General features: G+C 45.3%; 18 protein-coding genes. 12 read left to right on the top strand and 6 right to left on the bottom strand.

The genetic code is table 11. The annotated features are described in order from the left end of the window. The first annotated feature begins 241 nt into the window (after window positions 1-241). Window positions 242-589, top strand: a complete 348-nt coding sequence (locus tag OO778_RS19545; RefSeq protein WP_005375109.1) for a helix-turn-helix transcriptional regulator — start codon at window positions 242-244, stop codon at window positions 587-589. Between the two features lie 90 nt (window positions 590-679). Here the strand turns inward: OO778_RS19545 and lldD are convergent, their stop codons facing one another. Further along, window positions 680-1,819 (bottom strand): FMN-dependent L-lactate dehydrogenase LldD, encoded by a 1,140-nt coding sequence (gene lldD / locus OO778_RS19540; RefSeq protein ID WP_005383962.1) that lies wholly within the window; start codon window positions 1,817-1,819, stop codon window positions 680-682. A 315-nt stretch (window positions 1,820-2,134) separates the two neighbouring features. Further along, on the bottom strand, window positions 2,135-3,826 hold the full coding sequence (locus OO778_RS19535) for an L-lactate permease (RefSeq protein ID WP_006741952.1): 1,692 nt from the start codon (window positions 3,824-3,826) through the stop codon (window positions 2,135-2,137). A gap of 162 nt (window positions 3,827-3,988) precedes the next feature. Between OO778_RS19535 and OO778_RS19530 the strand changes: the two genes are divergently transcribed. After that, window positions 3,989-4,888: a LysR family transcriptional regulator gene (locus OO778_RS19530; RefSeq protein WP_005375112.1), complete on the top strand. Its 900-nt coding sequence runs from the start codon at window positions 3,989-3,991 to the stop codon at window positions 4,886-4,888. Window positions 4,889-5,009: 121 nt separating this feature from the next. After that, a complete protein-coding gene (locus OO778_RS19525) occupies window positions 5,010-7,043 on the top strand; it encodes a prolyl oligopeptidase family serine peptidase (RefSeq protein ID WP_074190399.1) in 2,034 nt (677 codons plus the stop codon). A 241-nt stretch (window positions 7,044-7,284) separates the two neighbouring features. On the opposite strand, the gene OO778_RS19520 is transcribed toward OO778_RS19525, so the two are convergent. Both OO778_RS19520 and OO778_RS19515 read right to left on the bottom strand, forming a co-directional pair. Continuing rightward, window positions 7,285-8,916 (bottom strand): ABC transporter ATP-binding protein, encoded by a 1,632-nt coding sequence (locus tag OO778_RS19520; RefSeq protein ID WP_074190400.1) that lies wholly within the window; start codon window positions 8,914-8,916, stop codon window positions 7,285-7,287. Between the two features lie 86 nt (window positions 8,917-9,002). Next, the gene (locus OO778_RS19515) at window positions 9,003-9,500 is read right to left on the bottom strand and encodes a hypothetical protein (RefSeq protein ID WP_074190401.1); all 498 of its coding nucleotides are present in this window, start codon (window positions 9,498-9,500) and stop codon (window positions 9,003-9,005) included. 187 nt (window positions 9,501-9,687) lie between these two features. Between OO778_RS19515 and OO778_RS19510 the strand changes: the two genes are divergently transcribed. The 3 genes from OO778_RS19510 (at window position 9,688) to OO778_RS19500 (ending at window position 15,329) form a co-directional block, all read left to right on the top strand. Then, on the top strand, window positions 9,688-12,048 hold the full coding sequence (locus OO778_RS19510) for an ATP-binding protein (RefSeq protein WP_074190402.1): 2,361 nt from the start codon (window positions 9,688-9,690) through the stop codon (window positions 12,046-12,048). A 294-nt stretch (window positions 12,049-12,342) separates the two neighbouring features. Further along, window positions 12,343-13,971, top strand: coding sequence for a methyl-accepting chemotaxis protein (locus OO778_RS19505; protein WP_005394881.1), 1,629 nt, complete (start codon window positions 12,343-12,345; stop codon window positions 13,969-13,971). Window positions 13,972-14,369: 398 nt separating this feature from the next. Then, the gene (locus OO778_RS19500; RefSeq protein WP_005394882.1) at window positions 14,370-15,329 is read left to right on the top strand and encodes a porin; all 960 of its coding nucleotides are present in this window, start codon (window positions 14,370-14,372) and stop codon (window positions 15,327-15,329) included. A 122-nt stretch (window positions 15,330-15,451) separates the two neighbouring features. Here the strand turns inward: OO778_RS19500 and OO778_RS19495 are convergent, their stop codons facing one another. Further along, on the bottom strand, window positions 15,452-16,189 hold the full coding sequence (locus OO778_RS19495) for a flagellar brake protein (protein WP_041853113.1): 738 nt from the start codon (window positions 16,187-16,189) through the stop codon (window positions 15,452-15,454). 136 nt (window positions 16,190-16,325) lie between these two features. Between OO778_RS19495 and OO778_RS19490 the strand changes: the two genes are divergently transcribed. After that, window positions 16,326-16,601, top strand: coding sequence for a GNAT family N-acetyltransferase (locus OO778_RS19490; protein ID WP_006741945.1), 276 nt, complete (start codon window positions 16,326-16,328; stop codon window positions 16,599-16,601). Then, window positions 16,601-17,578: a phosphotransferase gene (locus OO778_RS19485; protein ID WP_074190694.1), complete on the top strand. Its 978-nt coding sequence runs from the start codon at window positions 16,601-16,603 to the stop codon at window positions 17,576-17,578. Before OO778_RS19490 ends, OO778_RS19485 begins: the two co-directional genes overlap by 1 nt. Window positions 17,579-17,586: 8 nt before the next feature. On the opposite strand, the gene OO778_RS19480 is transcribed toward OO778_RS19485, so the two are convergent. Next, complete coding sequence (locus OO778_RS19480) at window positions 17,587-18,123, bottom strand: GNAT family N-acetyltransferase (RefSeq protein WP_074190403.1); 537 nt, start codon at window positions 18,121-18,123, stop codon at window positions 17,587-17,589. 395 nt (window positions 18,124-18,518) lie between these two features. On the opposite strand from OO778_RS19480, the gene napG reads away from it, so the two are divergent. The 4 genes from napG to OO778_RS19460 all read left to right on the top strand — a co-directional run bounded on the left by napG (window position 18,519) and on the right by OO778_RS19460 (window position 22,003). Next, complete coding sequence (napG, locus tag OO778_RS19475; RefSeq protein ID WP_015313573.1) at window positions 18,519-19,289, top strand: ferredoxin-type protein NapG; 771 nt, start codon at window positions 18,519-18,521, stop codon at window positions 19,287-19,289. Beyond that, a complete protein-coding gene (gene napH / locus OO778_RS19470; RefSeq protein ID WP_048625377.1) occupies window positions 19,289-20,143 on the top strand; it encodes a quinol dehydrogenase ferredoxin subunit NapH in 855 nt (284 codons plus the stop codon). The genes napG and napH overlap by 1 nt, the downstream gene beginning before the upstream one ends. A 203-nt stretch (window positions 20,144-20,346) precedes the next feature. Then, on the top strand, window positions 20,347-21,528 hold the full coding sequence (locus OO778_RS19465) for an MFS transporter (RefSeq protein WP_005394895.1): 1,182 nt from the start codon (window positions 20,347-20,349) through the stop codon (window positions 21,526-21,528). 163 nt (window positions 21,529-21,691) lie between these two features. Further along, window positions 21,692-22,003 (top strand): YrhK family protein, encoded by a 312-nt coding sequence (locus tag OO778_RS19460; protein WP_074190695.1) that lies wholly within the window; start codon window positions 21,692-21,694, stop codon window positions 22,001-22,003. Window positions 22,004-22,096: the final 93 nt, after the last annotated feature.

Raw genomic sequence — 22,096 nt, 5'->3', positions numbered from 1 at the left:
CAGTGATTTCCTTTAAATCATTTACTTATGTTTAAATCGCCTGAGGTAGGCTAGTTCGTGAGGTGAAAAGTGAGTGGTCGAAACTGGGTGATGAGCCGCCGTTTCATTCGTGCGCGGAGCTTCGTCATCTCCGATATACGTTGATATTTGAACGATCAATTATAACTTCTCTGACTTATCGCTAACATTTATCTTAAGTAAGTGTGAGAGTGTATTGGCTCTTGAATTAGCGGAGGCAGATATGGAATTTACAGAGCTGGATCGAAACGCGCTCTACGACATCTGGATGTCACAAAAAGCCAAAATGCACATCACTCAAATGGAAATGGCGAAGCGCCTTGGTTTGAGTCTACACGAGTTTTCTGGCTTGTTACGTGGTAATTCTCCACTGACGCTAGGTTTTGTAAAACAGCTATGCGAGCAGCTACATGTACGTCCTGGTCAGGTGATTCCGTCTTTGACGGAGCGTGATCTATCTGCATCTGGTACGGTTTATTTACAAAATCGTGTAACGGTGGATGGTGATATCAGTAACGTGTTTATCGACGGCAACCAAGTCGTGATTGAGTACGTTCACCAAGTAAGCTAGCTTGCTCGTCAAATTATCGGGTTGAATAGCAATAAAAAACGAGCCAATTGTGGCTCGTTTTTTCGTTTCTGTTTTGCTCGCCTGCAAAGATTATGGGATTTTCACTAGCGAATCGCGAGAAAGATCCGCGATAGACTTCGCGCCTGTCAGCGTCATAGCTACACGCATTTCTTTATCGTACAGATCCAGTAGGTTTTCAACGCCTGCGCCGCCTTGTGCAGCCAATGCGTACACAAATGAACGACCAAGCAGTGTGCAGTCTGCGCCCAGCGCGAGCATACGAACCACATCAAGACCAGTACGGATACCTGAGTCAACAAAGATCTTAAGATCGCCTTTTACCGCATCTGCAATGCTTGGTAGTGCTTTAGCACTTGAAAGTACGCCATCTAACTGACGACCACCATGGTTAGATACCACAATGCCATCCGCGCCGAAACGTACCGCATCTTTCGCATCTTCTTCGTCGAGGATGCCTTTGATGACCATAGGGCCATCCCAAAAGTCACGAATCCACTCAAGGTCTTTCCAGGAGATAGACGGGTCGAAGTTTGCGCCTAACCAGCCGATGTAATCTTCTAGTTTTGTTGGTTCGCCGCGATACGTTGAGATGTTACCTAAGTCGTGCGGTTTACCAAGTAGACCCACATCCAGTGCCCAGCTTGGGTGGCGCATCGCCTGGAATACACGACGCATGGCTGCGTTAGGACCACTCATACCTGAGTGCATGTCACGGTAACGTGCGCCAGGAACTGGCATATCAACGGTAAACACCAGCGTTGTTACGCCCGCAGCTTTTGCACGCTCAAGCACGTTCTTCATAAAGCCACGGTCTTTAAGCACGTAAAGCTGGAACCACATTGGACGTTCAATTGCAGGTGCGACTTCTTCAATCGGACAAACCGAAACGGTCGACATAGTAAACGGGATGCCTTTCTTCTCGGCCGCTTTTGCTGCTTGCACTTCGCCTCGGCGCGCGTACATACCAGTTAGACCAACAGGAGCTAGCGCGATTGGCATTGCCAGTTTCTCACCGAAGATCTCGGTTTCTAGGCTCAAATCTGTCATATCGCGTAGGACGCGTTGGCGAAGGGCGACATCACCTAAATCGTCAGTATTACGCTTCAGCGTGCGTTCGTCGTAAGAGCCGCCATCAATATAATGGAATAGAAACGGGGGAAGCTTGGCTTTCGCGGCAGCGCGGTAGTCAGTAGAAGCTGAGATAATCATAATGGTGTCCTAGCGGTTATTCTAAGCAAAGTTGTGGAGCAATTTGCTCTTTCGTTGAGCCTTCATCGCAAAGCAGTGAAGGCATCAAAATGAGTATAGTTACCTATGGTTCACTTACTTTTGAACTGCTGATGTTGGTAACTCATTTACATAATTGATTGAAAAATTTTGTTAAATCACTCAATCAATTATACAAATTGGAGAGGATGACACAGCTGCCGGGGGGATTGATGTAGCAAGCTAAATCAACATGTCGGGGTAGTAGTGCTGACAGCTGTGTCAAATTAGGCAGGGCTACAAACCCTGCGTTTCGCGTTACTTCATCAAGACATCCGTCATTTGGAGGCCGTAAATCAACACCAATCCAATAATGCCCGTCATTACAATGTAGTAGAACGTAGGGATAATAGTCTTACGTAATGTCGCGCCTTCACGGCCAAGTAAGCCTACGGTGGCTGATGCGGCAACAACGTTGTGAATCGCAATCATGTTACCTGCGGCTGCGCCAACGGCTTGAAGCGACACAACAATCACACTCGAAATAGACAGTGTTTGTGCCACTTCGAATTGGAACTGGCTGAACATCATGTTTGAAACCGTATTTGAGCCAGCGATGAAAGCACCCAGCGCACCAACGGTGGCACTCAATGCTGGGAACGCAGAACCAACAAGGTCAGAGGCAAAGTTAGCTGTTGTGACCGGCATACTTGCTAGGTCAGCGCCGTTAATACCAGAGTTGATGAAGATACGAACCATCGGGATGGTAAATACCAAGACAAACCCCGCGCCAATCAGTGTTTTGCTTGATTCGCCAAACGCTTCACGCAATGGCTTTGCGCTGCCGCTTTGTAACATTGCGGCAAGCAGTGCGACAAACACCAGAATGCCACCAGGAAGGTACAACGGCTGAATTGCAGCGCTAACGCCAGTCTCACCAAGAATGTTGCTGAACGACAAACTTACGCTTTGTACAAAGCCTTTCAGTTCTGGGCTTACGCGGCTTGCGACGAGAATTACCGCCAGCATTACATATGGTACCCAAGCTTTTACGATGCTCATTGGCTTGCCTGGATTGTCGTTTAGATCGACTTTTAGCGAGCCCAGCCATTCAGCAGGCCATTTGTCTTCGCTTTCGAAATCCCACTTAGTCTTTGGTACTAAGAAGCCTTTTTTCGCTGCGGTAACAACAATAGAAAGACCAACCAAACCACCGATAAGTGAAGGGAATTCTGCACCCAAGAACACACCAGTTAACGCGTATGGCACAGTGAAAGAGACGCCTGCGAATAAAGCAAATGGTAGAATATCCAGACCTTCACTCCAGCTTCTGTTCTTGCCGAAGAAACGTGTTAACATCATCGCCATTAATACAGGGATCATCGTACCTACAACAGCGTGAATCACAGCAACGTGCGCGGTGATATCTTGCAGGTACATTTCCCATGTTGCGCCTTGTGCAGCCAAAGACTCACTGATGTTATGCGTGTCTAAACCTTTGTTTACACCCACGATGATTGGTGTACCCACCGCACCGAATGAAACAGGCGTTGACTGAATCATCATGCCCATTAGGACAGCGGCTAGCGCAGGGAAGCCGATTGCAACCAGTAGTGGTGCAGCAATTGCTGCCGGGGTACCAAACCCTGATGCGCCTTCAATGAATGAGCCAAAACACCAAGCAATGATGATGGCTTGCACACGGCGGTCAGCTGAAATATCGGTAAATCCATTACGGATAGTGGTGATCGCTCCAGTGTGTTTTAAAGTGTTGAGCAAGAAGATGGCACCAAACACGATCCATAGAACAGAGACAGTAATGCCTAGCCCTTGGAATACAGAAGCCAGTACGCGATTGGCTGACATATCCCAAAACATTAGGGCAATAGCGACGGTTAAACCGAACGCAACAGGCATGGCTTTTTTAGCAGGCCAGTTGAGACCAACCAATAAGATGGCGGCAACAACAATTGGCGAAAATGCCACTAGGGCAAGTAGGGTTTCACTCATTTGTACATCCTTCGTACGCTGACTTCTCGAACGGTGTCAATCCGCTGTAGAGGTGACTTTTTGTTGTAATGGTTTTGTTAATTTGGCGTGAATTTACTCCTTTATTTTTTGTTGATATAGGGAAATAATGAAAATAATTAATTCCAAAAGTGACATAATCGTATGAGAGCAGACGACTTAATCCTATTTTCTCAAGTAATCGAACTGGGCAGTTTTAGTAAGGTTGCAGAAGCAAATAACCTTACAAATTCGGTAGTTAGCAAAAGAATGGCAAGGTTGGAGGAAGAGATAGGGGCGCAGCTATTATATCGAACAACGCGTAAATTGACCTTAACCGAAGCAGGTAAGGTGTTACTCCACAGTGCTAAAAATGTGAAGCAGGCCACTCAGGAGGCTATGGACGCTGTTGCAGGCTTTGGAGAGAATGTGAGCGGTCACATAAAAATGTCCGTGCCTTGTATCTCTGGAGATTTGATACTTGCTGATGCCGTTGCGGAATTTTGTAACCTTCATCCGGGCCTGACCGTGGACATGTCATTGGATAACCGCTTTGTCGATTTGGTGGCTGATGGTTACGATTTAGTCATTCGAACTGGCTACCTAGCGGACTCCAGTTTGATCGCACGACATATTCTCGATTCCCAATGGGTGGTATGCGCGTCCCCTTCATATATCGCTAAAAATGGGAAGCCGATCGAGCCTATTGATCTCACCACACACAATTGTCTGCAATACGCTTACCAAACCACAGGTGCAACAGATTGGGAGTTTAAAGGCGAAGACGGAAATTACATCGTCAAAGTATCGGGCTGCTTTTCTACTGATAACGCGACTGCATTACGTAAAGCCGCTCTGGGCGGCCATGGTATAGCTTACGTCCCGCGATGCTTGGTGTATCACGATATTCGCAATGGTCAACTGGTGGATATTTTTCCTGAACTAGTGGGTAAAAAGTTGGGTATCTACGCGGTGTACCCGTTTACTCGTCAACCACCGAATAAAGTGAAACTGCTTATTGAGCACATTCGTGATCGTTACTTAACGATATCTCATTATTTCTAGGTTCTTCATAGATTTAAAACAATGTCGTTGAAATCAAAATTGGGTGCTCTAAGGTGGTCACCGCAATAAAACGATATGAAAATAAACAACTTAATAAAAACAACGGAGTAACACGGACGTTATGCATTACCCAAAAACACGTAAAGATTCTGTCGTGGACACTTATTTTGGTCACGACATTGCCGACCCTTATCGTTGGTTAGAAGATGATCGCAGCGAAGAAACCGCACAATGGGTTTCGGGACAAAACTCGGTAACATTCGATTTTCTTGGTCAGATCCCGTATCGCCAACAGATTCGTGACTTGGTCGCGAACAGCCAAAACTACGAAAAATATTCCCAGCCATTTGTACGTGGTGACTACACCTATTTCTACAAAAACGACGGTTTGCAAAACCAAAGCGTATTGTATCGCCGTAAAGGCGAGGGAGAAGCCGAAGTCTTCCTTGACCCAAATACGTTCTCTGAAGAGGGCACGACCTCTCTTGGCGAAGTCAGCTTCTCGAAAGGCTATCGTTTGGTGGCATATTCCATCTCGGAAGGAGGCAGTGACTGGCGTAAGATCTTTGTCATTGATACGGAAACTAAAGAACAGCTAGAGCCAGAGATCGTTGATGCGAAGTTTACGTCGATTTCTTGGCTGGGCAGCAAAGGCTTCTATTACTCAAGTTACGACAAGCCGCAAGGCAGTGAGTTGTCTGCTCGAACTGAGCATCACAAGCTTTATTATCATGAACTTGGTACCTCTCAATCTGAAGACAAAGTGATTTTTGGTGAGCAGGGTGCTCAGATACATCGTTATGTGTCTGGTACGACGACGACAGATGATCGCTTCCTCATTATTTCTGGCGCAGAATCAACATCGGGTAATCGTCTGTTTTATATAGATTTACAGTCTGACTCCCAAGCGATTGTAACACTGCGCGATACGACGCAAGGCGACACCTACTTGATTGATAGCCAAGACGAAACCTTGCTGCTTTACACCAACCTAGATGCGCCGAACGGCAAAGTTGTCAGCTACAACACTCAGACAGAACAATGGGCTGACGTGATTGCTGAACAAGAACAGCCGCTAGAAATCAGCAAAGGTGGCGGTTATTTGTTTGCGACTTATATGGTGGATGTGCTTTCTAAAGTGAAGCAGTTTACCTACCAAGGTGAGTGGATTCGAGATGTAGAACTGCCGGGAGAAGGCACGGCTTATGGTCTAGCGGGTAAAAAAGAAGAAACCACGTTGTATTACACCTTCACTAACTACGTGACACCACCGACGATCTTCTCATTTGATGTTGAGTCTGGTGAATCGACGCAGTTTCAAGAATCAAAAGCGCCATTCGATCGCAGTGAGTATGAATCAAAACAGGTGTTCTACACCTCAAAAGATGGCACGCAAGTACCGATGATCATCTCATACAAGAAGGGCATCGCACTTGATGGTAGTGCGCCAACCATGCTGTATGGTTATGGCGGTTTTAATATCAGCCTCACTCCGATGTTTTCTGGCAATGTGGCCAACTGGCTAGAATTGGGTGGTATTTACGCTGTCGCCAACATGCGAGGCGGCGGTGAATACGGTAAAGCTTGGCACAACGCAGGCACTCAGCAGCAAAAGCAAAACGTATTTGATGACTTTATTGCGGCGGCGGAATACCTGATTGAAAACGACTACACTAGCTCCGAGCGTCTAGCGATTCGTGGTGGTTCAAATGGCGGCTTGTTGGTTGGTGCGTGTATGTCGCAACGTCCTGAGTTATTTAAGGTGGCGCTGCCAGCCGTAGGTGTGCTTGATATGCTCCGTTACCACACGTTTACGTCTGGAGAAGGCTGGAAGTATGACTATGGCACGTCTGAGCAAAGCGAAGCGATGTTCCAATACTTGCTTGGCTACTCTCCTGTTCACAATGTAAAAGAAGGCGTGCAGTATCCTGCGACATTGGTGACAACCGCCGATCACGACGATCGTGTGGTTCCAGCACATTCGTACAAGTTTATTGCGGAGCTGCAAGACAAGCAGCAAGGTGCTAATCCAGTATTGATACGCATTGATGTCAATGCTGGTCATGGTGCAGGGATGCCGCTGAGTAAGCAAATTGACCTCACCACAGACGTGTATGCATTTACGTTACATAATATGGGTATTGAGTCGATTTAATGCCCTAGTTACTCTCAGCTTCTGAGAATAAAAAATGCCGCGACACTGTCGCGGCATTTTTCATGGTTGGGGGAACTCAATTCATACTGTTTGCCAGTATGTGAGCCAGGTTGACTAAGTCTGACTCTTGAACCAACCAGTCTCGGCGGCCAAACCGAAAGGCAGCTACGCCATTCTTAAGACAAGATGAAATCATCACCTTTTCTTAATCCTAGTTTATGAATATGAAACTGTGATGAACCTAAGCCGCATTGTGCTGATTTTCACTGTTTTCAAGATCAAATGAGGCATCTATCAGTTTTTTCGTGTAGTCATTTTTAGGGTTTTGGAAAATATTTTCGGCCGTACCTTGTTCCATGACCTCGCCTTTTTGCATGACAAGAACACGATCAGAAAGGGCTTTGACGACTGATAGATCGTGGCTAATAAACAAGTAGCCAATGTTATGCTTTTTCTGCAAATCTTTCAGCAGATCAATCACAGTCAGTTGAACCGAGCGGTCCAATGCAGAGGTCGGCTCATCAAGCAGAATAAACGAAGGTTCAAGGATCAGTGCTCGCGCGATAGCAATACGCTGACGTTGGCCTCCCGAAAACTCGTGCGGATAACGGTTGATGGACGCGGGATCTAAGCGAACCTCTCGAAGCACGTCGCGTGCTTTCTGCATACGTTCTTTTTTACTCAACATTGGCTGGTGGACAGTTAATCCTTCAGTGATGATCTCGCCGATAGTCATACGAGGAGAAAGCGAACCATAAGGGTCTTGGAACACCATCTGAACGTCTTTTTTCAGCTCAAAACGTTCTTTGTTTGTTAGCAAAGCCATATCTTGGCCTTTGTATTCGATTTTACCTGTGGATGGCAAGAGACCTATCAATGCGCGGCCGAGGGTAGACTTGCCTGAACCGGATTCCCCAACAATCCCGAGTGTTTCCCCTTGTTTAAGCTCAAGAGAAATGCCTTTTACCGCTTCGAAGTACTCATTTTTACTGGCAATAAAATGCGACTTTATCAAGAATTTGACTCGTATATCGTCAGCTTTTAATAGTTGTGTAGCACTCTCGCTAATAGGGTCCTTACTGCCTTTTGGAATAGAATTGATCAGCATACGTGTGTATTCGTGTTTTGGATCTTCGAAGAGTGTTTGCGTTTCGCCTTCTTCGACGACTTCCCCTTTACACATCACAATGACACGGTCGGCAAAGTGTTTTACAACGCCTAAATCATGAGTAATAAAAAGTATCGCCATGCCCATCTGAGCCTGAATTTCTTTAATCAGGTGCAGCACTTCTGCTTGAACCGTGACATCCAACGCCGTTGTTGGTTCGTCGGCGATCAAAATATCGGGTTCGTTAATCAGTGCCATCGCAATCATGATGCGTTGCAACTGACCGCCAGAAAACTCGTGCGGATATTTGCTGTACGCTTTCTCTGGCTCTGGCATGTGAACCAGTTCAAACAGCTCTAACACTCTCGCTTTGGCTTTCCATCTATCCACTGGACGGTGGCACATGATGGCCTCAGCGACTTGGATTCCCACCCGCATGTATGGATTCAATGAGGTCATCGGCTCCTGAAAAATCATACCGATACGATCACCGCGAACGCTTTGCATTTCATGCTCCGTTTTATCCAAGATGGAGCTACCCTCAAACATGATGGATGAGTTCGTATGCAAAATAGCGTTGTCTGGCAATAGTTTCATCAGTGCATTGGTTGATACTGACTTGCCAGACCCAGACTCCCCAACGATGGAAAGCGTCTCGCCTGCTTTTAAATCGAAGCTAACATTCTTTACTGCATCGACGATCCCATCGTTTGTCGTAAAGCTGACCGATAGGTTATTCACCGAAAGAATGGTTTTAGAAGACATCACAGATCCTTGTGGTTGATAAAGCAAATGAAACACAAGCAATGGGCTGCGCTAAGTCTGGCAGACCTCATTGCTTGGATTCTAGATTAATTGTACAGGTGAGAAGGCGAAGACTTTGCCGAACTCATCGCTTGCAAATGCAAAAACTGCTCATGTGCGCGCGTCACATGGTCTAGCTCAATCATCCATTGAGCATTACGTTGAGCGAAGCAAAATGCCGCCATATGAGCTAACAAGTCTTCACTTTGTTGACCAAGTAAATGACCCACACGCTCAATAAGTTCATGATTCTCTAGTTGCAAGAATTGGAATAGTGCGTACGTTTGATTGAGTGTTGAAAAAGCATCGTGCTGCAATCCGAGTTTGTTGAGAATCTCCGATTGTGCGACGCACGCATCTCTCAGCCCGGTGATGAGACAGACAAACTGACAAGGTTTGGTTTGAGCATTTTCGAGCGCCGAATGAATGTGGTTCGGTAGATTGCTGAGTACATCGTCGTATAAACGATGTGCCTCGGGCCAGTGGCCTTGTTCCATCAATTGCTCTGCTTTCAAGTAGCGCATCCAGCATTGCTCAATATTCATGTCCATCTCCACAAGAGTTGATTTGCTTTGATATTAAATGAAATTGATTATCAATTGCAAGTGCGTATTGATATCACTTTTGTGCTCATAAAATGTCCAATCAAACTAGGGTGGAAGGTAAATCACTTAAAATTAAGCAAATAATCTCTACACTCAAATGACGAAAATAAGAAAAAAGGAAGTGGATATGGCAATACTAAGATTGGAAGCTAAGCAGCTATATTCTGTAGCAGATCTAGAGAATATGCCATGTAAGTCGACCAAGGAGTTACCTCCAATTGATGAGATTGTGGGCCAAGAGCGCGCGCAAAAAGCGGTCGAGTTTGCGATGTCCATCAAAGAGAAAGGGTATAACATCTACGCCATTGGTCAGAATGGGCTAGGTAAACGCACCATGATCCTGCGCTATCTGAATCGTCACCAGCACGATGCAGCAGCCTTGTTTGATTGGTGTTACGTTGCGAACTTTGAAGATACCCGCACACCCAAGGTATTGAAGCTGCCTTGTGGTATCGGGAATAAGTTACGTGTTGATATTGAAGCCTTAATGGGCAAACTACTGAATGCTTTACCCCTAGCGTTCGACAATGAAATGTACTTTAGCCGAGCTGAGCGATTAAAAAACCAATTGGCGGCGAAGCAACAAAACGAGCTGGACCGCATTAGCCGAGAGGCAAAAGAGAAAGGCATTAGCTTGACGCTTACCACACAAGGCGATTATCAGTTTGTCGCCATGAATGGTGACGAGCTTCATACGGAAGAGTCTTTTGATGCACTAAGTAAGAAAGAGCAAGAGCAGTTCAGTGATGCCATTGATGAACTCGAAGTACGATTACGTTCGATGGTCCGTGAACTCACAGAGTGGGAAGAAACTTACAGCGACAAAATCAAAAAGCTTAATGATGAAGTGACGCTCGATGTGATTACTCACTTCATTAAAAAGCTCAAAGTGGATTACGCAGAATATTCTGAAATCAAAACGTACTTAACTGAGCTGCAAAAAGATATTGTTGAAAACGCAGATATCTTCCTTGACCAAAGTGGTGAGCAAGGCGAAATTGCAACGGCGTCGTTGGATAAAAAATTGCCACGTCGTTATAAAGTGAACGTCTTGGTAAGTCGCAACAGCAGTGACTTTCCTATCGTTGTTGAAGAAAACCCCAATTACCATTCGCTCTTCGGTTCGATTGAGACAGCCACTTTCAAGGGAACCGTGTTTACCGACTTTTCGCTGATTCGTGCGGGGAGTTTGCATAAGGCGAATGGCGGCGTTCTGTTAATGGATGCACAGAAAGTGCTTGAACAGCCTTACGTTTGGGATGGTTTGAAGCGCGCACTGCGTGCTCGTCAATTGAGCTTTACCTCCCTAGAAAAAGAAGTGACATTGACAGGGGCGGTATCACTCGATCCCGAGCCTATCCCGCTCGATATTAAAATCATTCTGTTTGGTGACTACCGAACTTATCAATTGCTGCAGCATTACGATCCAGAGTTCAGTGAGTTGTTCCGAGTGACAGCGGATTTTGAAGATGAGATGAAGCGAACGCCAGAGTCGGAACTGCACTATGCGCGCTTTATTTCTAGCGTCGTGAACGATAACAATATGCTGCACTGTGATAGAAAGTCCATGGGACGGATTATCGAATACAGTTCACGCTTGTCTGGTGATCAAACCAAGCTATCACTCCACTCTGCCAATATTGCGAATTTATTACGTGAGTCAAACTACGTTGCTCGTCAAGCCAACTCCAACATGATCCGTATCGGTCATGTGGAAGAGGCGCTCAAGAACCAAGAAATGCGAGTGAGCCGATTACGCGACAACGTGATGGAAACGTTTGTTAACGGTACAACCTTGATTCGCACTGAAGGGAAGGCTATCGGTCAAGTGAATGCCCTCTCGGTATTAAGTACCAGCGACTACATGTTTGGTGCGCCGAATCGCATCACCGCGACGACGTGTTACGGCGATGGGGATGTTATTGATATCGAACGCAGTGTGGATTTGGGCGGCAGTATTCACTCTAAAGGCGTGATGATTCTATCGGCCTACTTGTCTTCCGTGTTTGGTAAAACGGCGCGAGTACCATTAACCACAACGATTACGTTTGAGCAATCTTATGGTGGTGTTGACGGTGATAGTGCCAGCATGGCAGAGCTATGTGCTGTAGTGTCTGCTTTTTCAAAGCAACCAAACCGACAAGACATTGCGATTACAGGCTCGATGAATCAGTTTGGTGAAGCTCAGCCGATTGGTGGTGTGAACGAAAAAATTGAAGGCTTTTACGATGTGTGTGTGATTAAAGGTCGTCATGAAGGGCAGGGGGTCATTATCCCGCAATCTAATGTTCATAACTTGATGCTCCGTTCCGACATCGTGAAAGCAGTAGAAAAAGGTGAGTTTAATATTTGGGCGATTGATCATGTCACTGAAGCCATCGAGCTGTTCACGGGGAAAGTCGCCGGTGAGCCAACCGATGAAGGTTCTTATCCAATAGATACGATTTTTGGCCGTGCTCAAGCTAAGCTCAATTCGTTGAGAAAATAGCCTAAAACCGCCCTAAATGTGAATGTATCTCATCATAAGTGATCAAAATTTATCATAACGACAATATCCCGACACTACTGTCGGGATATTGTCAATAACAGATTGAAAATGGAGACTTTTTGTACTAGACAAAAGTGTGATCGACCTCTAATATTCGCCACTTGTTTATTCGTCTGGGAACTTTCCCGTCGCAAGGAAGCATAGATATTCAAATAACCGAAATGCAGCTTCAGTATTGAGAGTTGCTTGAGTTCGTTTGGATATAGGCATCACGCATACAACTGAGGTCCAGTCATGCAGTTATCACTGAAAAATTTGTCAGTACGAACGCAAATTTTGGTTCCGGTATTATTTACCGCGATTGTTTTGTTTATTGCTTTGTGGATTACTAAAAACAATCTTCAAGCTGAGCAAGATGTTATTGCTTCCAACCAAGAGTCTTTGGTTTTCCATAAAGACACTTTGGCGCGTATTGACGATGAAATTTATCCACTTCGTATTACAGCGGTTTACGCTATCTACGACGCTTCCCGTCGTGAAAATTTTCTTAATGAATTGAAAGAAGGCTTAAAGCAGGTTGAAGCTGATTTAAGTGCGATTGAAGCTCGTAATCTGTTTCGTGAAGATGCGATTAAAGTTCGCCAAGCGATCGAAGCCTATGTTCGATATTCAGAGCGCTCAGTGGCTTTCTTTAACCAGTACGATCAAGGCTTGAAATCGGACAGTGAGTACCGTGCATTCATTAAAGAGTACCGTAATGTTGGCCGAGAAATGGTTCAACAAATCAATACTCTGTCGAAGCATGTGAATGATCAAGCAGAGCAGTCGACCATAAGAAGCCATCAACAGAATGAGCGTGTACAAAACAACGCTATGTTGACAGTTCTTGCGGTATTTGCGTTCTCATTGGTGGGGGCGTGGATCTTATCAGGCATGATTGTTACGCCTATTCAAAAACTTCAAGAAGTGATGCGTCAGTTGGCAATGGGCAACTTATCAGTTCGCGCAGATGTAGATGGTGATAACGAAATTGCGAAGCTGAGCAAAGATGTTAACCAAACAGCAGAACAGCTTTATAACACGGTCGACCAGCTTACTCGCATCAGTGAAGAGGTTGCATCGGCATCGACTGAGCTTGCCGCAGTAATGACGCAAGCAGAAGCGAATGCTCAGCTAGAGCTCGCTGAGATAGAACAAGTTGCATCGGCTGTTAATGAACTTGCCAGCACCGCAAACAACGTGAGCGATAACGCAACGTCTGCGGATTCGACAGCTCGCGAAGCTGATGGTCTTGCGCAATCAGGTCTGGCTATCTTCCAAGAGAGCGCAGAAGCAAGCGCACAGATGTCTCAAGCATTGAACGATGCAGCGCAAGTCGTACTGCGTTTAAAAGAGCAGTCGGTTCAGATCAACGACGTTATTGAAGTGATTCGCGGTGTCTCTGAGCAGACCAACTTACTCGCATTGAACGCTGCGATTGAAGCTGCGCGTGCTGGTGAGTCTGGTCGTGGTTTTGCGGTTGTTGCGGATGAAGTACGTATGCTCGCGGCACGCACGCAAGACTCGACTCAAGAGATCCAAACGATTATTGAAGAACTTCAAGCGCAGTCTGGGCTTGCGAATGACAGCATGCAAGTCAGCCTTGACATGCTCAGTCGTAACAACGAACTGACGCAACAAGCGAATGAGGCATTGGTTGGTATTACCGAGTCGGTAGCCAACATTAACGATTCAAACACGCAAGTGGCAACCGCAGCCGAAGAGCAGTCTCAAGTCACTCAAGACATCAACCGCAACGTGGTTAACATGTCTGAACTGGTTAACCAGAATGTGGCGGGTATTAGTCAAAGCGCAAGCGCGAGTACTGAGCTTTCATTACTTGCAGAGAAGCAGAAAGAGCAATTGAGCTTCTTTAAGCTTTAATTCGCTATTCGCCTAACAAAATGTATAAATCCCTGAGCTATTGCTTGGGGATTTTTTTGTTTGTGAGAAACTGATTTAAAATCAGGAAGTCTATCTAAAACAGTCATTTAGTGAAAATATTTTGCGAGCAAAATCACATATAATGAGATTGTTTTTACATTTTTTGCGTCAATTTTTTTTTGACGCGAACGATTTTTTTACCTCAACCGATAACTTGATGGTTGAGAGGTATTCATATCGTCATTTTACTTGGTGTTTTCTTCTATAAGTGCTGTTTATTCAACGCGTTGCGTGAAAAATAACAGCTGCTACTATGCCGCCAGTTTTCTCGTTGGTACAGAAAAGTCCTGTTTTTCTGGTGAGAAAATACATATAAAACAATGATATGGAAAATAACAATGAAATTAAAAACTTTAGCTGTAGCAGTGGCGCTAATGGCATCAGGATCTCAAGTTGTCGCTTCAGAACTATACAACCAAGATGGCACTTCTCTTGAGATGGGCGGCCGCGCTGAAGCGCGTCTTTCTATGATGGATGGTAAGGCAAAAGACCGTACTCGCATCCGTCTTAACTTCCTAGGCAAACAGGAAATCAATGAAAACCTATACGGTGTTGGTTTTTGGGAAGGTGAGTTCGAAACAAAAGAAGAAGGTGCCGTAGATAACAACAGTGATCTTGAAACTCGTTACGCTTACGCAGGCCTAGGCGGTAAATACGGTGAAGTAACTTACGGTAAAAACGACGGTGCATTATTCGTTCTTACTGATTTTACCGATATTATGGCTTACCACGGTAACACTGCAGCACTTAAACTGCCTGTATCTGACCGTACAGACAACATGCTGTCTTACAAAGGCCAATTCGAGCAACTAGCTGTACGTGCTAGCTACCGCTTTGCTGATCGCACAACAGATGCAAAAGGTTTTACAGACAACGAGGAAGATGGCTTCTCTCTATCTGGTATCTACGCATTTGCTAATACTGGTATTGAACTAGGTGCTGGTTATGCAGACCAAAACGATAGTGATGAGTTCATGCTTGCTGCTGCATACTCTGTAGGTGATTTCTACTTCGCTGGTAACTACACAGGCGCAGACGTGGATGTTGCAGGTGAGTCTGCGGATTACAAAGGCTACGAACTAGCTGCATCATACACTATGGGTCAAACTGTATTTACTTCTACGTTCAACAAAGGTGAGCTAGAAGATGCTGATACTGTAGAAAACTTAGCTGTTGATGTTACTTACTACTTCAAGCCTAACTTCCGTGGCTACGCATCATACAACTTCGATCTAATGGATAACGAAGGTGCTGATGAAAAAGATGAGCTAGCGCTAGGTCTACGTTACGACTTCTAAGTCGAAACTGTTATCTAAGATTCTGCCTTATTCTTAGTAAACAAAATCCCTTACTTTACAGTAAGGGGTTTCTTGTTTTCCGGGTATCAATACTGGCCGATGCTTGGTGCTCGTTATCAAAGCTACCTTTTTAGTGTGAGTTTAGTCCCATCAAATTTTAGGTGACTCAGGAGACTTTTAGCGTTGGTTTTACCAACCTCATCAAACTCCATTCCATAGCGAGCATGGTGTGTCGATTTTTGTAAGTTACAAATACGACCTCGCAATGGCGCGAGCATGTGGCTTTCACCGGGCATGGTTAGGTCCAATGAAACGCGATCACCAACCTGAAGTGGTCGGCTCATTGGTGATGTCACAAAGCGGCAGCCACTACGAGATAAATCTCTTATCTCGCATTCAGTTCGATAGGCTTCTAAACAAACGCGCGCCCTCAAATTCACTTCGTAACGTACTTCTTTACGAAGCTGAAAGACCTGCATGGTGTTAGGTAGACTTAGCACTAAAATTGGATACGGGTCGCCGAGTCGGTGCTGCAATTGCGCCCGAAATGGAATGACAGCACCTTCCCCTCGATGAGAGTACGCTTTTACATTGATCCAAAAGCCTTCTTGAAAATAGAATTTCAAGTCCTCATCGGAGATGTTCGGAACCTCTATCAATGCGGTATTATTTGAGTGACAGCCGACAAATGTGCTGGTTGTAATAAACTTGGTACCAACAGGTGTCGTGACGTTTAAACTTACTTCACTGCCATGTTCGACCATTGCCATTGCATCGGTGCTATTTAGTGTACTTGCCTGACGTTCGGGTGCCTTCTTGCTTTGCAGAGGTAGTTTGCCGTCTCTGGCAATAGGGCTCATATTTCTCATTATTATTGTCGTACCTGATTTGAGAAGGTAATGGCGTGAAGTGACAGAGCACTTCCGCATGGTGTTGATTCTATTCAGTGATATAGTTTGATTCAATCAATCCGTAACAAAAATTAGAGAGCAAGATATGCATAAAGTAACTCATGAAGTTGAAAACAACACATTTTGGGTTGATTTAGAACAAGGTTATAAAGCCAAGGTGGTTTATCAGCTTGAGAATAATGTCATGCACATCACATCAACCGTAGTTCCTGAAGCATTACGAGGTAAAGGGTACGGAAAAGTGATGATGGAAGCGGTATTGCCAGAAATTGAGGCACTCGGTTACCAAATCAAACCAGTCTGTCCATATGTCATTCATTATATGGAGAAAAACCAAGCGTGGTCACATCTGCTTGCATGATGATGAACGACAACCACCAACGTTACCAAAGCATTGGCCAGGAGCTAAAGCTTGGGAATTATCAATCGGTAGAAGTCATACAATCGCTATGGGGAGGCTATGGTGAGTTAGTCCGAGTTAATTATTCAACTTGTTCGGTGATCATTAAGCATGTAAAACTCCCTAAGCCTTCAGAGCACCCAAGAGGTTGGAATACGGACCGCTCTCACCAAAGAAAGCTGCACTCTTATCAGGTGGAAGTGAATTGGTATACGGATTTTTCCAGAGAAGTGAACACTCGCTGCCGAGTACCACAAGGTCTAAAAACATTCCAATCGGAGAATGAATGGCTAATTGTGATGGAAGACCTCGCCGAGGCGGGCTTTCCAAAAGTCATCACCGATGCAAAGCTAGAGCATCTACGAGCCTGCCTTGCTTGGTTGGCGAACTTTCATGCGCGTTACATCGGTGTTCGCTCGGATAAGCTGTGGCATATCGGCACGTATTGGCACTTGGCAACCAGACCTGATGAGCTTGAGGTGCTGCAAGACACCGAGCTAAAAAATGCCGCTCAATTAATTGATCAAATGCTTTCGCAAGCCAAGTTCAAGACGCTTGTACACGGTGATGCCAAATTGGCGAACTTCTGTTTTGATCGAGAAGAATCAAGCGTTGCTGCGGTCGACTTTCAATACGTTGGACATGGTTGTGCGATGAAAGACGTAGCACTGTTCATGAGCAGCGCCGTCAAGCCAGAACGTTGTGCAGAGATGGAAGTTTGGGTCTTGGACACGTATTTTGCTCAGTTGCAACAGGCGTTAATGGTTTATCAGCCGAATCTTGGCCCCAATGAAGTCGAGCGCGAATGGCGTCCTTTGTTTGCGGTTGCGTGGGCTGACTTTCAACGCTTTGTGAAAGGCTGGAGCCCTGATCACTGGAAGATCAACCCTTACACAGAAGCATTGACTAGCAGAGCGTTGGCTCACTTACAAAAGTGAGTAGAAGTTTAAAAAGCAAAGCCTCCAATTAGGAGGCTTTGATTTACTTTTTTACTTGGCCTGATACGTGCCATGTAATAGGTATTGATGAACTTGCCATCTCGGAAGGAGCCATCAATCGCTTCGCCCTCAATTTGAAATCCATGCTTTTTGTACAGGCCAATGGCGGCCTCGTTGTCGGCATTAACTTCTAACTGGATGCGTCTTACATTCAACCAGTTATCCGCCAACTCGATGATGGTTTCAATTAACTTACTTCCCACGCCTAGGCCGTGAAACTGGTCGTGAACGCCAATACCAAACGCGGCCGTGTGCGCCGTTCTTGGACGCTGCGAGTGATGAAAGCCAATGTTACCCACTACTTTACCATCGATTTCAGCGACGTAGCTGTAAACGCCAGCGGGCATATTTGACAATCGTTCTACCCACATTGCGAGCGAAGGTTTTGGGAGTTGCAGGGTTTCACGTTGTGCTTTTGGTTGTGAATAGATTTCTACGAGTGCCGCTGAGTCTTCAACGGTTGTTGGACGTACGATAATTTCCATGCTTCTCTCCTTCGCTTTTTAGTATTAATTTTCAATCTAACCACAGTTCCTTATTTTGGATAGTATTTTTTTAAGTTTGAGAGATAAACACCTTTTAAATTAGGTTGTTATAGCGATGTTTTTCTAAATTTTAGTAGTCATTTATCTTTGAATTTAGCGAATAGATTGCAAAGGTGTTGAATTATTGTACTGAAAATGGCGTGCACGGCAGAGTATCGTGGTGAATTTCATGTTGGAGGAAATAAATGGAATTATTCAAACTGTGACGACGGCACTGTACATCAGTTGACTTGAATCAATTGAGGGTGGAGTTACCTCTTATGAGGTATGGGGAAGAGGTACGTTTAGCGCTATTTATGCTTAACTTGATAAAGGAGTTTCGTTGAGGAAATAGCATGAAATCCTCTCAGTCTAAAACATCGCAAAGTCGGCGTCGATTTTTGCGTGATACTGTCCGAACTGCGGCAGGCGTTGGCGCAGCGGCGTGTGTGTTGGGCTTACAATCGCTGCAAAGCCAAGCTCGAGAAACTAAAGGTGTGCCTATTCGCCCACCCGGTGCATTGCCAGAAGGCGATTTCGAATCAGCCTGTATTCGATGTGGCTTGTGTGTTCAAGCATGCCCTTATGACACATTGAAACTCGCGACATTACTTTCTCCTGTAGCCACTGGTTCTCCTTACTTTACTGCGCGCGATATTCCCTGCGAAATGTGCGAAGACATTCCTTGTGTGGTGGCTTGCCCGAGTGGGGCGCTGGATCCGAAGCTAACCGATATTGATGATGCTCGCATGGGGACAGCGGTTCTTATTGACCATGAAACTTGCCTTAACTGGCAAGGATTACGATGCGACGTTTGTTATCGCGTTTGTCCGCTGATTGATGAAGCCATCACGTTAGAGATGGTTCACAACGACCGAACCGGTTATCACGCCAAACTTATCCCAACAGTGAATTCCGAAGTGTGTACCGGATGCGGTAAGTGCGAACAAGCGTGCGTGTTGGATGTCGCTGCTATTAAAGTCGTCCCGACGGATTTGGCGAAAGGCAAAGTGGGTAGTCACTACAATTTTGGTTGGAAAGAGATCGACAAACCACTCGAAAATATCCTCCCTAGTGAGACGCCTGTACCGGAAGGTGCGCTTGAATCGCTAAAAGGAGGTAAGTAATGGCAAAGAACTTAGCTCAAAATGCTGGCAAAGAAGCGGTTGAAAAGCTTGGCTGGTGGCGCGCGCATCGGTTTTTGATTTTACGCAGACTATGCCAGCTCACCATCATTGCGCTGTTTATGGCTGGGCCGACATTAGGGGCTCTAACTGGTAACCTCTCATCGAGTATGTTGCTCGATGCAGTGCCGTTAAGTGACCCGTTAATTTTGCTTCAAGCTTTGGCGACAGGGCATGTTCCGGAGTTTAATGCGCTGTTAGGCGTAGTGATTGTCGTGGTGTTCTACGCGATTTTAGCACCGCGCGCATTTTGTGCGTGGGTGTGCCCGTTAAATGTCGTGACAGATTTGGCGGCGTGGTTGCGTCGAAAGCTCAACATTAAAGCGAGCTATCGTTGGTCTCCTACTATTCGTTATTGGCTGATCCCTGTTTTGATGTTGGGTAGTGCTCTGTCTGGCGCGATTCTTTGGACATGGTTAGATCCAGTGGCGGCATTGCATCGCGGATTGGTGTTTGGTATGGGCGCAGGTTGGGTGTTGATCGCACTGGTGTTCGTACTGGATTTACTCTTAGTTGAGCATGGGTGGTGTGGGCACTTATGTCCACTGGGTGCTACCTATGGTGTGATAGGCCGAAAAAGCCTGTTGCGCGTTACTGCTGTTCGCCGCGAAGATTGCACCAAATGCATGGATTGCTTTTACGTCTGCCCAGAACCTGAGGTGCTTCGACAACCATTGAAAGAGGGAGATCGTCGAGTTATGGATCAAAACTGCATTAGCTGTGGCCGCTGTTTGGATGTGTGTCCAGAACATGTGTTTGAATTTAAGAATCGTCTAACAGTAAAGAATATCGATTAAGTTACTGAGCCTCATCACTGGCGTTTTACCTATTTCTCTCGATATTTCAACATCGCGCTTAGCCAAGGAATTGAGTGCGATGTTTATCTTCATAACAATATCCCTATGCAATATCTGCTTGGTTTGGGTTGAAAATAATAATGATATTGCGAATTTGTTACATTTGAAGCTATGATGATGCCTTCATATTTAAAGGAAACATCATGACTACCTCATCGCAAGGCTGGAGAACGCCGCAAAATTTCCTCCTGTTAATTTCCATTATCGTGCCCATTGCTTTTTCTACTTGGATGGCGTTGTTGAACAACTTTGTTATCGAGAAAGCGAACTTTGATGGCGCTGATATCGGTTTACTTCAAAGTGTTAGGGAAGTACCTGGCTTTCTAGCTTTCACTGCGGTATTCGTTTTACTTTTTATCCGTGAACAACGCTTTATGCTCGTCTCTTTGGCGATGCTTACGCTTGGTACGGCATTAACAGGTTATTTTCCCACTTTGTACGGTCTACTTTTTACAACCTTATTGATGTCTACCGGCTTTCATTACTTCGAAACGCTGAAGCAGTCTTTGTCTTTACAATGGCTATCGAAAGAAGAAGCACCGGAAATGTTGGGTAAATTTATTTCTGTTGGAGCTTTGGCTTCTCTGTTTACCTACGGCGCCATTTGGGTTTCGCTCGAACAGCTCAAACTTGATTTTAAAACGGTTTATCTAATGGCTGGTGGTTTAGGTTTTGTGCTTATTTTGGTGATGGCATTTGCCTTCCCTCAATTTAAGACCAAAGTGCCTCAAAACAAGAAACTCATTTTGCGTAAACGTTACTGGTTGTACTACGCGCTCACGTTTATGAGTGGTGCTCGCCGTCAGATTTTCACAGTTTTCGCTGGCTTCTTGATGGTAGAGAAGTTTGGCTACTCTGCCGCAGACATTACCTTGCTGTTTTTGATCAACTATGTCTTTAACTTCTTGTTTGCGAAGCGAATCGGCCGCTTCATCGGCGTTGTTGGTGAGCGTAAAGCGCTGATGTTTGAGTACGTCGGTTTGATCTTCGTATTCGTCGGTTATGGTTTGGTGCAAACCGCGGAGTGGGCTGCTGCATTGTATGTTGTCGACCATTTGTTCTTCGCGCTAGCGCTTGCTATCAAAACCTACTTCCAAAAAATTGCCGATCCTGCCGATATGGCGTCGACCGCTGGGGTTGCGTTTACTATTAACCATATTGCGGCGGTTGTGATACCCGTTACGTTTGGTGTGATTTGGCTGGTTTCTCCTGCTAGCGTATTTTACATCGGTGCAGGTATGGCGGCTGTGAGCTTACTGCTGTCACTCAATATTCCAGCGAAGCCAGAAGAGGGCAATGAGACCCGCTTATTAAAGTGGAGCTAAGTTGGTACTAGTAATAGAAGTTAATTACTGTTAATAGCTTCATTGAATTGGGTACTTAGGCACCCCTTTCTTTATCTTGATGTTGTTTCCTCTATGGTTGTACATATCTATTGAGTCCGTTAGGGTTTTATACCTAAGTATGTTGAAATTACTCGGGTACAACATGAGTCGAAACACTAAGGAGAGTTTTACAGTGCAGGTACATGGCAGGGAGTTGGATTTAGATCTAGGAAACCGTCACGTCGTTATTCAACGTCGCTATGAGGCGTTAGGTGCTGCCAACGATCTGCTCATAGCTATTTGGTTTTTAATTGGTAGTTTTTTCTTTTTGAATGATTCGTTGATTGAAAGCGGGACTTGGCTGTTCATCGTAGGCAGCGCACAGTTGATCATTAAGCCCCTGATAAAACTGATGAGTTTAGTTCATGTTGGTCGCTTAAATAAGCAACTTTCTGGCACATCAACGAGCCGCTGAGATTACACGCCTATTTTGAGCACCTGCAAGCAAGAGGCTAATGAGCGGGTTATCGAGGGGAAAGAGGGAAACATAACGTGGTCACAACACTAA

It is taken from the genome of Vibrio sp. STUT-A16 (assembly GCF_026000495.1).
Taxonomy (GTDB): domain Bacteria; phylum Pseudomonadota; class Gammaproteobacteria; order Enterobacterales; family Vibrionaceae; genus Vibrio; species Vibrio diabolicus.
This window is presented reverse-complemented; position numbering and strand designations above follow the sequence as displayed.